Below are 12,996 nucleotides of genomic sequence, written 5' to 3'. Positions count from 1 at the left end.
ATTTACTCCCACGCAACCAATACAATCTTGTGTCGCTTATATTACCTATTTATCGACTCATGAAGGCAATATTTATTTAAGTTTAATTACAGATGCTTATTCATAAAAAGTTTGGGATATCATTTAGATGACAACATGAAAATGAAGACGGTGAAGAAATCGTTGCTCTAAGCATTAAAAAAGACATTCAAAAATACCATCGTTCCATCATTACGATCGTTAAAATGAACAGCAGATTCAGTAGAAGATCTAAGCGGCCTCTTTGAGTTCATGATATTTTTTTCTAATGTTAAATAACCAACCTTTGAATGGCATTGATGCCCCCCATATGTACCACCTAAAGGGGGTAGTTTTCAATAGACGATAGTAGACGTTGGAATAATGGAATTTAGTTGGAATGCTTGATTGCTTGTTTTTATAACTTTAGGGGATTGAAAGACTTTGGAAGACGTTACTAGAAGTGAAGATGGCGGAGGAGAGAACCATACATAGCATTCATTTCATTGATATTAAATGATTATTTAAATTCTAACTTTATAGATACCCCCAAATGTACCCCCTAATATTTTTGTCATGCCTGTTTTGAGGTGATTTTTAATCTCAATGTTAGCCCTACACTTTCCAGTAACATCATTGCATAAATATCATCAATGGCAACTTCATTGCAGATAATGAAACACCAACCAGAAATAACCCTCCCCGTGTTTTTCACGACTCCGTTTCAAACGGAACTGTAAAATTAACACTTGTGAGATTTAAATGACGGCAGTGATTATTTGCGCACCTCAATATGGGTTATACAAAATAGAATAGGTAGGCTGGTGGACCTATTCGAACTGCCCCGATATTTTCGGGTTAGTTAAACTGGTCATCTTAAAGAGGGTCAGTTAAAGGTAGGCAACTAATTGTAGGTTAGTTTAAAGAGGAGAAATGTCCTCTTTAGGTTTCCTGATTTCAAATCGGCTTATAGATACTAACATTTACTAACAGGTAACTATCTGCGCCCCTGTTAGCTGATAACCATTAAACCATTCATAGCGACCTGTAGCAGTTACTTTGTTTCCTTTCTGGCAGGTCATAAGCTCCAGCGCGTTAATATCGAATGCCACTATCTTTAATGGGTACGGGCTACGTTTGTCACTCTCCGCCTGAATGGTCATCGTGGCCATAATTTTACCTGTGGCTGTTTTCACTCGCTCAGGGGCTTTTATTACCGTTCCTGATGTGGTGATCCTGATTGATTTTGCTTTTCTCATTTCTGGTTTATTCATCTTGATACCATCACAATATAAGCCATTGGTTAAAACAAAATGCTGATAGGACTCTGGAAGATTGGGTAATAATTCCAATTTCTAGGGGTGATCTAAATGTTAATTTAACCATGATGATACGGGATTATCCCGTATGTAACTATAAGTTATTGATTATACTTAATTCCATTAAATCGACGGAATCAAAATACAACTGACCGCCTGAAACCTTGTAGTAACCTTAGTGTTAGTTTCTATTTCCTAAAGTGCGTTTTCACTGGAAACCATTGTGGAAACCTCACCGTAACCTCACCGTAACCTCACCGTTATCGGCTTAATCCTCCCCGTAACATCCCCGTTTAATCTTGCCGTAATCTTGCCGTTCAATCACATTATACGGACCGTAATAGGACCGTTATTTTAGCTTTGGTTATTTATGTTCAGAGTAGATAACTTATTGATTTACTAGGTAACGCATATTTGCGTCACGGTAACTTATTAGCATCTACAGATTACAACAAAATATCATTTAATGAATATGGGCGACTAATCACCCATATTGCCAATCAGGTATCAAGCAAACCTATTTATTTTTACTTTTATTCCAAATTATAAAATGAATGATTCCTAAACCACCGTGACCATAAATATAAATCTCAATTAAAATTGTGAGTGATTTATGAATACTTCTAGCCTCTAAAGCAAATGGAGACTGCTGTAACCATAGAATAAACCATGCAATACCAGACAAAATAACAATTGATAAAGCACCTAACCCTAGCCCTTGAACTGTCGCGGCAAGCCCTTTAGGTGAGCTGTCTGGTAGCTTTTTTGCTAAAAGAGAATTTATATCTTCTTTGATTTGCTTAAAGTCACCCCAGAGATAGGGATAAAAATATCTAAACCCTCGCTGGTTAAAACATAACACGACTAAAAAAAACGTTAAGAAAAAAAGCACAAAGCCTGAAACGATATGAATCCAAGTGAATAAATAAGTCTCGTCAAAAAACGGAATAACTACTGACTTAGTACCCGTCATCCAATTACTAACAATGATTTGCGATATCACTAAAAGTAGAATTAACACATGTAAAATTCTTATTTTTTTAGTCTGATAAAGCCCAAAAAAATCCCAAATCGATTTTAATATGCTCACAATGCTTCACCTTTTTTATAATATTTCTCACAGACACAATTTAATAGCTTATAACACTCTTGTTTATGGCTTTAAGTCCTAAGCGTAGAATATTTTATATGAAATATAGTTCACATCTACCAATTAATTACGACCATCCTTTTAAGATGATTACATTTATCGTTATGAGATGTTTTTATTATCAGTATGAAATTAATATTCAGAGGACAAAATTGTCCTGTGGGTATCGCAATGCTTATTTGCATTGTGGTTACTTTTGGTGGTTACCAAAGTGGTTACTTTTATCTCATGGCCATGATTAGAATATTGCCAGCCAGTGACGATCCTCCAATTTCAGAGCCTCATGACTCCTTAATCTCAAGGAGTCCTATTTAACCGCCTTAAGTGCCCTTGATTCCAAGGCAATCTATAGCCTGTATACCGTCGCACTTTTTAGTGCTTCGCTTAATATTTGACCATTGCGATTATCTTCGCATCAACGTTTTGGTGCTGGCTTAGTCCATTGGTAGGTTGGTGCTGTCATTCTCCGTCTGTGACGTTCTTTAGCCTGCATAGTCTGTGCTACACCTGTTCTAATCGCTAACCTATCGCGCCCATTAAGTGATTGCCCTTGCTGGTGGGCTAACTCCATCATAACGGCTTCTATTGCTTCACGTTGTAACATGGCTATACCTCAAAAGGTGTTGTGGTTATCGCTATACCTTGATTGTGCTAAATTGGAACAATCAAAGCCCATCATTCCACTAGCATAAAACATGCTGTTTTGCTGCGTACCATTCTGCGTACTTTTACACAACATTATGATTTTATTTGATTATAGCGAAATGCGAGAATTAAACGCATACCTACTGCGTACCTATTTGATTTTGGACGGGGCTTATAAATTTCTTTGGCGTGATGACAAGTTTTGACAAGTTTTCGACCACAACAATTAACAACATTTACTTTGTTCTCATGTCAGGTTTTGTCAGGTTCCCATGTCTGGTTTTGTCTGGTTCTGATGTCAACAATTGTCAACATTCAGCGGATAGAGTATCCAGTAAAATATAGCCTTTTCGGTGGATACCAAAACGAATACCTTACAATCACTATAGCAACACCATAGTACCACCGTGGTTTATTTAAGTACCATTTCGGTACGTTATTACCGTGATTCCTTTTGACATCAAAATAGCTACACCGTGATTTTCGAGTGGTTAGCTGTACTGGCTAATATTTAGCTACTTTGGCTAAAGGCACTAATTTGTAGTTTTTATATGAGAGCTTCATTTCAAGCCGTCCTCAGTACCAAGGGTAGCATTTCAACTGTCACCCTTTCCGACTATGGCCATAATCACAATCCTTAACCCTCCTCAATTTTGAGGGCACTGTTTTTATTGATAAATACAGGCTCAAAAATGAGCCGATTGATTCTATTGGTAAAATTAGACTGTGCTCAAATTTGAGCTTTGCCATGTATTCACTCAGTTACAAGGCGCAATAATACGCTTTGCTTGTTTTACAGTAAGTTACCCTGACTTTGTTATATTAAGTTATACAATTACTCGTTAAATCCACCAGCAATTTTATATTTTCTAATCTGTATAACAGTGTTATACGCTGATATAATAAGCACTCACTGAGCTAATAACGGACTATTACCATGAGTAAATCTAATCTTATTGCCTTTCGCCTACCTGCTGAACTTCAAGCCCTGTTTAATGACGCTGTATCGAACTCTGGTACTGATAAAACAGCGTGGATAGTCTCAGCTATCAAAGAGAAATTAAACCGACCAGACAGTAATCCTGACGCTCGTATGTTATCGCTGGTGGAACGCCTAGAATCGTCTGTGGCGTCTTTAATTGCTGGAAAGGCAGATATCCCACCGTATACCTATAATGAGTCTGCTGTCGTTTCTGTGGTTAATTTGGTGCTATCAGAGGGCATAGATAACGGACGTATTATCGCTGAACGAATTAATGAGGCAGGCTATCAAACGAAAGGCGGTAAAGCATGGGATAAGGATATTTATTCAGCGTGGAAGCGTCACAAAGATATTGCTGGGAAGCTAAATTAAATAAGGTATCAACGGGCGGTTTTAGTAAACCAACTCGCCCGTTTAACATAAAGGGATTATGAGAACTCATTTAAGGTGAATAATGATTAATATTAATAAATATGGTTTTGAGCGAGTATTAAAAGCTCAAAGAATACGACAAGTAGCAATTGAAGGTATTAGCGATCTAAACAGCAGGATTGCTAGAGAAGCTGCTTGGGATGCTTTTTTAAGTGACCAATTAGATTTGAATTCAAGCAGAGATGTTATGAAAGCCGTTGCCAGAGTTAAATTTGTTGAGGCTGAGAGGGTTCATCCCGATCTTGAACTTGATATGGATTGGTTTGTTTTTTATTTTTGTGATGAAGTAGTTAAGATTATTACTTCAATTACAAAAAAAACAGCCCGATGGTTTTTTCTCAGTCTGTTTTTATTCATCGCATTAATTGGCATTACAATTTTAAGCAAATAATCGTCTAATTCCAGAATGTGGTGCTAATTAGAAAGGAGTGAAAGGTATCGTATGACTATTTTTCACTCTGTCAATAATAACCTCACCACACCTTAAGCCATGCAACCACCTTACCAATCCTTATTATCTGTAATGTCATCAACATGGCAGCATTTACCCTTAAGAAACCTTAAGATTTGTTAAGATTTATGTATGAGGCTTCGAGTCGGTATTAACTGAAATACGTTATCAAATGTTATCATTTACCCGTAATAATCTTAGTATTTCTTAGGCTTTTGGCATTAGATAAACGTTAAGAATTGTTAAGATTTAATATCTATATTTGCCGCTAATTCAACCCTTTATTTATGGACTTCCTACGATGTCCGAAAACTAACCGCTAACGTGTCCGAAAACTCCCGTTCTACGATGTGTAAAAACTATCTAACTACCTTTGCTAACGTGCCAGAAAATCATCATTCCTAGCGTGTCACTAAATCGTCAAAGCTTATTTGATTTGGGATGGCTTATGGTTGGGCTAATTGTTCTTCTTCCTTATCCAATAGATTTTTTAATCCTGAGATATTGTTGTTATCGAATCCCATTGAATTAAACGGAATAACGCCCTGATGCTTTTCTAAGTGATCATTTACTGAGCTTAGCCATGTGGAATTACAACTTATTCTCTTAGTCAGGCTCCATATTAAAAATATGATACCCGCCATTCTTGATAGCTCAGGGCTTTGTGGAGATAAGCGAGAGGCGGCTAAGTCAATATTATCTAACACATCGATACTAATTTTTGAGTCTGAAAAATCGGTATTCCATAAACGCGCGTGGTGGGCGCACCTGTTTCTAACTGTATTAAGATGCTCTAATGCTGTTTTCAGCCCATCTCTTACATTTGCTGAGTTAGGCTTTAGAAAACCAAGCGATTTACAGATTTGATGCTTGTATTTATCTTCAAGCATTCCGTAGAAGCGAGACATTGTACCGAAATCCCAAATATCAACGATAGCCCATATAGGGATATCCCCATACTTGTCTAAATTCCATCGTATACAATCTTTATCACTGTTTCTCTCTATTAAAGAATCTAACTTTTCTAACCATGTATCATGTCGGTAGCGATGCCTGTATTGAATGATATTCTTATCTTTGTAGGCCGTAGGGGATACTTTACCTAGTTCGTAAGCTATTTTTGCCTTGAGATAAGTTTCAATTCGTTCGATGCCATAAAAAATAGAGCTTCTTAGTTTTACATCAAATAGATAGTGTGCGTATACCTTTGTAAAGGTTGTACCTGCAAGGAATGCTTCTTCGCGTCTAGCTTCATGGGGTGCTGCTGGTGGGATTAACTTTAACTTACGAAATGGATACCAATACCCAGATAGCCTGTAATATCCAATATTCATTATTTTCTTTACTGCTTGCTCGGGAGGTAAATCCTCAAAGCTCATTCCTCGTTTTTCTAGCTTTTTTATTTGGTCTAAATACGTTAGATGAGGTTTTAGAGGGTGCATGGCAGCATGGAAAGTTATCAGATAGTAGATAAAAGAAAGCCCCAAACGTATCGCAAACCAGATTTCTCCGTTCTGCGTAGAGGTTATGAGGGGCACTGTTGGAATCAATAATACTGAATATATTTATCTTGTCTAGGGAGCTAGTCATTATGAGTCTGTAAATGTTTGTCTGTTTTTTTAACGTAAACACAATATATATAGCTATAGCTAAGTCACTTACACATACATATAGCGGTTTAGCTATTTGTGCTATTTTCGTTTTTTAGTTTTTCAATGATTGCTTGTCTCACAAACTCCGCACGATTGCCCCTAGTTACTCTATCGGCTCTAATGTGAATATCCACCATATCAATCACTGACTGCTCACACGTCACGATTAGGCGCGTTGTTGGCACATCATTAAAATAACGGTTGGTTTTCTTTTTGATTGTTTTCTGCATATTTCCCCCTCGCGCGTACTGGTATCTAAATCATCAAAGTTAACGCTTCAATTCTTCCTGAATATACTTAGTTAAATTGGGTAATGTTTCCTCTACACCTTTTTTCAGGAACTCTTTTTTAGCCGTTGGGCGTTTAAACTTCTGCTTAACTTTCGGGTCATGCACATACGCGGCATAGCTGGCGGAATAACCAATACGACCTGTTACTCGTGTACCGTTAACGGTGACTGTGCGAAACTGGCTATTAATCAATACCGAGGTATCGATAGGCGTATAGACTGCGGCCTGTGCTCCAGCGTCGATAAGAAACCGCTGCATAGCTAAAGACACTCTTTGCTGAACATGGCTAACATAGCGGTCAAAGCTACCGTTTCCTTTTTTACTGACAACTTTTACTTTTATCATTGCTGTACTCCAATAAAACTAAAGGGCAGTTTTCTGCCCTATTAATCAACGACTGCCTAACGCTTTTCTATTCGCATTATGATAGGTCGCCATAGTTCCGCTAATTTCCCTACCTTCAGCTATATTACGGCAAACAATATTAATCACATCTTGCTCGTTTAATCCTCGTTCTGTGGTTACATCAATCGTAGCCCCTGATGCTTGCTGGTACACGTTGATGATCGGAGGTAATCGACTGCCACCCTGTAAATCTTTGTTTGATATTACTCGCCCATTGTCACCAGGGATCATGTATTGCTTGCCCGTACTCGCTTGGAATATCTCAGGCTTACCATTTTCACCGACACGATAGTATTTACTCGCATCAACTACTCCGCCATGCTCACGCCCACCACCAAAACTAAGCGCAGACATAGCCATTCCTGATGCTTGCGCCCCTTGATAGGCTGATAACCCTGTCCCTGATGCGGCTCCGCCCGTTGCTATAGATGCCGCTATTGCCGCAGGTGTCCAAGCTGCCAACGCTGCCGCACCTCCCACCTTAGCCGCCAGTACATTTGCGACTTGCGCAGATTTACCAATAGTTTGAGTGATGATGAAGTTTTTAAGCATCTCCACGCCAACCTGAGCAATGGAATTTACAACACTGTTTAGCATTGTATTGCCTAACGAACGCAACGCCTCGGACGCATCCATTGAGCCAGTGATTAACCCTGTCATGACGTTTGAAACATTACCCGCCAGAGAATCAACCGCTGAAGCTAACATTTCATAGCCTAGGTTCTGCTGTCTCATTAGCTCCCATTGTGCCGCTAACTGCTGCTGTTGATACTCTTTCTCTGCTGCGGTTCTGAGTAGCTGGTATTGCGCGTCAGTTGCCGCTTTGGATGCGGTGAACTGGTCATGGCTAATTTGTTGTTTTGCATAGGCTTCATTGAGTATTTGTAACTCTTGCGCCTTGTATTCTTTCATCATGGCCAACTTCTGAGCATGCTCATTAGCTAATGCCTGAATCGGGTCAAATTTAGCGCGGTTTTCCTCAATATAATTCACTGAGGCATTGATTTTGATATCGGTCATTCCTTGATTAAATGACACCATCGCCTCACGCCCCATGCGCTCAAAATCTTCCTTGTTGATGAATCCCTCATCTAACAAACGCTTGAGAGTTTTCACTTCCTCACCAAAGGTATGCGCTAGTTTCAACTCTGGGGTGACTTCCTGAGCCGCAATAAAATCATTCACGCGCTGATTGAGGTCAAACAGTTCCGCTGCCTCTTTCGAAATAGCCGCTTTTTGTTTCTCTGTTGCCTGTGCCCCGAGTCGCTGAACTGCTTCATAGATTGCCATTTCGCGGTTAACATCGGCTGCGCCACTTTCCAGTAATCCATAGCGTTTTTTCAGTGTGGCCAATTGTTCACTCTGACGTTTTATCGCTTCATTTGCTTGGTTGGCGGCTTTAGCTGACTTGTTGCCTTTTGATTTACTGCTTAGTGCGGCTTCTTGGGCTTCACGTAACTTGCGTATGGCTTCAATGGCTTTCGGGAGTTCGGTATTGTAGGCGGCTGAACCTTGTTGTAATCCCATTTGCATGAGGAGTAACGAGGCGTTGTATTCATCCAGTGCCGGCTTACCGTCTTTCATGCCAATAGTGAGGGCTTGCGTACGTTGCTCAATCTCAGCAAGCGAGTTAGCAAGGTTCAAACTGACCGTTTTATCAAACTCATCCGTTAATTCTTGGATTTTCTGTTTAAATATTTCAGAGTCTTTAACAAAGCCGTCAGCAATTAACGCCTTTTCTAGCTCTTTGATAGCCTGTTCTTTCTTGACTGCTGCCTCGCTGCCTAATTCCAGTGATCGGGCTACTTGTTGGTTGGCATCAATCACGCCTTTAGCTTGGCGTTGGTAAATTAAATCGGCTCTGGTCAGTTCGTCTGTTTGTTGCGCTCTAACCTTAGCAATATCAGCGGCTTTTCCTTGCGATACCGTCCAGCGGCGAATATTTTGCTCACCTTCGGATATAACTAACTCATACTGTTGCTGTTTTTTTGTAAGATCATCAATCAACTTCACAAAGTCATCACGCACATATGGAGTGCCAACTTCCATACCTTGAGCTTTTTGGGATTTAATCGCTTGCTCAATTCGACCAAGTTCTTCTCTGTAGTAGCGTAACTGCTCATTTACGTCTAATAGGTTTTTTTTCTGTCCGTCTAGTTCTGTGGTTGTTTCCGCTATCTTCTCGCCTAAGCGGTTAGCCACAACACGCGCCTGTTTTGCTGACAGTTCGTCAATTTTATCAATCCACTGATCTACCCTGTCGTTAAACTCTTTAGTTGCGGTGTCATCGTTCATGGCGTTATACAGCGCATAAACACCTGCGGCAGCTAAAAAGAATACACCAGTAGGGCCACCTAATAATCCCACCGCGCCCCGTAACCCTTGCATAGCCATAGACTGAGTTTTAGCGGCTTGGGCTGCGCGGTTATTGGCTGCGGTCACAGCGTCCGTTGTGGTCGCTAGTGTGGCTTTCGCTTTTTGCTCTAATGCTAATGCCGCATTTAATTTATGGGTTGCGTTGGCTTCAACTTCTTTCGCTTTGGCAACTTGAGCCTCAACACGCGCAATTTCTTTCCCTGTTGTGGCTAAATGCGTTTTGATTTTGGTTTCTGTGGCGTGTAGAGCGTTGCTGGCTTTGGTGACGCGTTGTAGATTTTCCTCACTCGCTGCCATTTGGTAGGTTATTTCGGCATCCTTGAGCTGTACCGCCCTCAGTGACTCTAAATCACGTTGCTTGGCATCATTAGCTGCCTCTAGTGAATAAACGTGCTCTAACGCTGCCTTAGCCGCTTTTAACTCGGCTTGTGCGGATACGGTCAGATTTCTAGCGTTAATGACTTCTTGGGAGGCTGCGGCTTGTAATGCCTGTGCTTTCATTTGAATAGCGCGAGTATGTGAAATCTCGGCTTGTGTGGCGTTAATTGCCCCTTGAGTGTGCTGTAAGAGTGAGGAGGTCGCACTGCCAATATTAGAAATATACCCCGCACCTAATAACCCAGAGACATTACTAATTACCCCTGTAAAACGCGCATTCGCGCTAGTCGCTCTGTCTGTAGCGGCTGATGCTGCGCCAATTTGCCCCGTTAACTCGCTCATTTGACGTGATAGGCGGTTTATTTCAGGCATTTTTAACGCACTGGAAACCGCGATTGCTGTTTTATCAAATCGGTAAAAGGCTTTTGACGTATCATCGGCCTGTTTACCCATATCAGCCATTTTCCGTTTTGTTTCTCTAACCGCTTTCCCCGCCTCAAGAACGCCCTCGGTATCAGCTTTAATGATGATTTCAACCCCATCAATCTCAAACATAATGACCTCTCTTTTAATGTTTCGCTGATAACCCGCTTACATTACCGTCACGTAATGCAAAGCGTGTCATTTCGCCAATCACATAAATACACTGATCTGTGATGGAATATGGCTTAGTGAATACATTCAAATACGGACGCAATAAATCACAGGCCTTACTCTCAACGTCGAACGACTCACCGCGAGACTTAACAATCGATACCGCATTATCAAATAACCCTGCCGCCAGCAATTCAGGGATCACCTCGCCTGTAATGCCGTTATAAGTCACTAATGTTGTTCCCGTTTCCGCTTTTAGTCCATCAACATAAATCTGGGCTATGGTACTTGCTAACTGCTGTAACTTTTCCATTAGAATCCCTCACGGCGTAGGGCTTCATTCAATAACCCTCTAATGATTTGGGTCATCGGTGCGCCACTGAGTAAAAAATCTTTTTCTGCACGTTTTTGGCGTAACTTCTCAATACGTGCCACTAACTGCCCGTCAATGGAAACTGTTTTAAAGCCTTTCTCTGTTCTGGTCATGTTCATATCCTCAGTATGTTTATTAATACAGTTAATTATAGGCCAGCATAAAAAATACACAACAAAATAATTCCACATAAAGTTGATTATGTAGAAAGTATTTCTATTTGAACTTTAAATTATAGAATTAAGGTGACAAAAAAACCGACTCAAGGTCGGCTTTTGTTCTATTTATCTGCTTGTTATTTCAAAGGTAAGCTATAGACAGGACTTTTAAAAGTATAAATTAGATGCGTTTTCTCTTGATTTGATACTCTCATTCTTAAGTTTGCTTTGTATCCATCTTTATCAAAATCCATATTAACGTCGCCACAATCTTGGCTTGCTAAGCAATTAAAAAAATCACTTTCATCTTTGATGATATGGGTTTTATTTACGGGTTCACCGTATACTTTTTGCAGTTTATTTCCCGCTTGCTCATATAGTTCAAATGCTTCCTCTTTGGTTGTTGCTTTCTGATCGAAGTTCTCAGTATAAGATATGTAGAATAATCCTAACTTATCGTGAAATATTGTAAACAAGATAGCTGCGTCGTGTCCGTCAGGTGTTTCTTTAAAAGTACAGGAGTGTCTAAAGTTACAGTTTGTATCTTTTAAATTTAATGCTTTAACACTTTCTTTAGTCTGCCCCCACTTAAATCCGTAGGGTGCTGGCGGACTGTTATCACATCCCGATAGAAACAAAGCCAATAGAGCCGTTATCATGATTTTTTTCATTTGATGATCCCTTTAGTTGATAAGGCCAATTATACATAACCGCCTCGGCTTATGCGTTGGCGGTTGTTACCTTGCTATTTTTTAGCCCATTCCGCCAGCTTTTTCTCTGCTATGGCTTGCTGTTCTGGTGTAATTTCTCCATTAGGCTGCCCGTACATATCAAACCGATTGCCGCCCAGAGTAAGGGCTTTCAAATATGCCTTGCGGCTGATGTATGAGCGTAATCCCTGTTTAATGTGGCTCTCTGGGATATCCAGCCCTTTCTCTTTAACCTCAGCAATCATGGCTTCCTTGATACCAATCATTAGCGGCTTGGCTTCTGGCTCGCTAAATAGTGTCCAGTGCTTCGCTATACGGTCGATACGGTGTTGTTTCTTCTTCGCGTGAACATCCGCCTTATTTTTCTTCTTCGGTTGCTGTGGGGCTTCCTGTGGCGTTTTAGCCTGTGTGTTTTTTGGTGTGTTCGTCGCTGGTGGATTATTCCGTTTTAGTGTTAGTGTTGCTCTTGTCATTTAATTACTCCTTGATCCATCCGTGCGTTTGATATCCCTTTGGCTCTGCGAGTTCAGCATTTTTTAATAATCGTTCCGAATCTTCACGGACGTACACATCAAAAAACTGATTATTTTCATCACCAATAATGAATTTCCCCGTTCTTCTTTCAAGGTGGCAACTGCCACAAGCACCAAGAATATAACGAAAAAAACGATTAGGAACTTGAGGTCTAGATGTGAATGGTTCTAATTCGTTTAAATACTGGTTTCTCCACGTTGGCATTAACTCAGGATTATAATCCCACCAAACGCTTACACGAAGCTCGTCGTAACCTATATCAAACCAATTAATAATTGTTCTCTTATCTAATATTGTTAACTCATGATGCCCTTTTTTGTTATCTGTTAACGAGTCTGCAGAACGTCCATTAAGATCTATGCAGCCTTTGTTGATTGCTTCATTAAGCGCAATGATTATAAGTTTTAATATGTATTCTTGTTTCACTGATTTTTTCATTCTCTGAACCTTTTATTCTGAAAAACAATATTTATAGAAATGCGATTAGTGGTTGTCTCGGTCGTCTCAGTTGTCTCAATTCGTTCAACCTATTGATTAAAATAGATTAAAT

The 12,996-nt window shown here is 40.0% G+C and carries 14 protein-coding genes; 2 read left to right on the top strand and 12 right to left on the bottom strand.

All coding sequences use genetic code 11. The features are described 5' to 3' along the window. Positions 1-983: 983 nt before the first annotated feature. The 3 genes from M1E86_RS06555 to M1E86_RS06545 form a co-directional block, all read right to left on the bottom strand. Positions 984-1,271: a hypothetical protein gene (locus tag M1E86_RS06555; protein ID WP_210855053.1), complete on the bottom strand. Its 288-nt coding sequence runs from the start codon at positions 1,269-1,271 to the stop codon at positions 984-986. Positions 1,272-1,833: 562 nt separating this feature from the next. Next, entirely contained in the window at positions 1,834-2,406 is a 573-nt protein-coding gene (locus tag M1E86_RS06550) for a cytochrome b/b6 domain-containing protein (protein WP_210831848.1), read from the bottom strand. A gap of 475 nt (positions 2,407-2,881) precedes the next feature. Continuing rightward, complete coding sequence (locus M1E86_RS06545) at positions 2,882-3,070, bottom strand: hypothetical protein (RefSeq protein WP_129765453.1); 189 nt, start codon at positions 3,068-3,070, stop codon at positions 2,882-2,884. A gap of 978 nt (positions 3,071-4,048) precedes the next feature. On the opposite strand from M1E86_RS06545, the gene M1E86_RS06540 reads away from it, so the two are divergent. Both M1E86_RS06540 and M1E86_RS06535 read left to right on the top strand, forming a co-directional pair. Beyond that, complete coding sequence (locus M1E86_RS06540) at positions 4,049-4,465, top strand: hypothetical protein (RefSeq protein ID WP_191901884.1); 417 nt, start codon at positions 4,049-4,051, stop codon at positions 4,463-4,465. Between the two features lie 82 nt (positions 4,466-4,547). Then, entirely contained in the window at positions 4,548-4,916 is a 369-nt protein-coding gene (locus tag M1E86_RS06535) for a hypothetical protein (RefSeq protein WP_105880965.1), read from the top strand. Between the two features lie 506 nt (positions 4,917-5,422). Here M1E86_RS06535 and M1E86_RS06530 read toward each other — a convergent pair. The 9 genes from M1E86_RS06530 to M1E86_RS06490 all read right to left on the bottom strand — a co-directional run bounded on the left by M1E86_RS06530 (position 5,423) and on the right by M1E86_RS06490 (position 12,884). Then, positions 5,423-6,355: an Abi family protein gene (locus tag M1E86_RS06530; RefSeq protein ID WP_192575028.1), complete on the bottom strand. Its 933-nt coding sequence runs from the start codon at positions 6,353-6,355 to the stop codon at positions 5,423-5,425. A gap of 299 nt (positions 6,356-6,654) precedes the next feature. Continuing rightward, on the bottom strand, positions 6,655-6,858 hold the full coding sequence (locus M1E86_RS06525) for a toxin-antitoxin system protein (RefSeq protein WP_105880963.1): 204 nt from the start codon (positions 6,856-6,858) through the stop codon (positions 6,655-6,657). A 39-nt stretch (positions 6,859-6,897) separates the two neighbouring features. After that, positions 6,898-7,263: an HK97 gp10 family phage protein gene (locus M1E86_RS06520; protein WP_210831845.1), complete on the bottom strand. Its 366-nt coding sequence runs from the start codon at positions 7,261-7,263 to the stop codon at positions 6,898-6,900. Positions 7,264-7,308: 45 nt separating this feature from the next. After that, a complete protein-coding gene (locus M1E86_RS06515) occupies positions 7,309-10,632 on the bottom strand; it encodes a hypothetical protein (protein ID WP_426099295.1) in 3,324 nt (1,107 codons plus the stop codon). Positions 10,633-10,645: 13 nt separating this feature from the next. Next, positions 10,646-10,984, bottom strand: a complete 339-nt coding sequence (locus M1E86_RS06510; protein WP_102139348.1) for a hypothetical protein — start codon at positions 10,982-10,984, stop codon at positions 10,646-10,648. Then, on the bottom strand, positions 10,984-11,157 hold the full coding sequence (locus M1E86_RS06505; RefSeq protein ID WP_074379423.1) for a 3-hydroxybutyryl-CoA dehydrogenase: 174 nt from the start codon (positions 11,155-11,157) through the stop codon (positions 10,984-10,986). Before M1E86_RS06505 ends, M1E86_RS06510 begins: the two co-directional genes overlap by 1 nt. 182 nt (positions 11,158-11,339) lie before the next feature. After that, positions 11,340-11,873, bottom strand: a complete 534-nt coding sequence (locus tag M1E86_RS06500; RefSeq protein WP_210855049.1) for a hypothetical protein — start codon at positions 11,871-11,873, stop codon at positions 11,340-11,342. A gap of 74 nt (positions 11,874-11,947) precedes the next feature. Beyond that, positions 11,948-12,385: a ProQ/FINO family protein gene (locus tag M1E86_RS06495; RefSeq protein ID WP_210855047.1), complete on the bottom strand. Its 438-nt coding sequence runs from the start codon at positions 12,383-12,385 to the stop codon at positions 11,948-11,950. A 4-nt stretch (positions 12,386-12,389) separates the two neighbouring features. After that, the gene (locus M1E86_RS06490) at positions 12,390-12,884 is read right to left on the bottom strand and encodes a hypothetical protein (RefSeq protein WP_210855045.1); all 495 of its coding nucleotides are present in this window, start codon (positions 12,882-12,884) and stop codon (positions 12,390-12,392) included. Between the last annotated feature and the right edge of the window lie 112 nt (positions 12,885-12,996).

Origin of the sequence: Providencia sp. PROV200 (assembly GCF_049901995.1) — a bacterium.
Taxonomy (GTDB): Bacteria; Pseudomonadota; Gammaproteobacteria; order Enterobacterales; family Enterobacteriaceae; genus Providencia; species Providencia rettgeri_E.
Note: the sequence above shows the minus strand (reverse complement) of the source record. Positions and strands in the feature narration are given on the sequence as shown.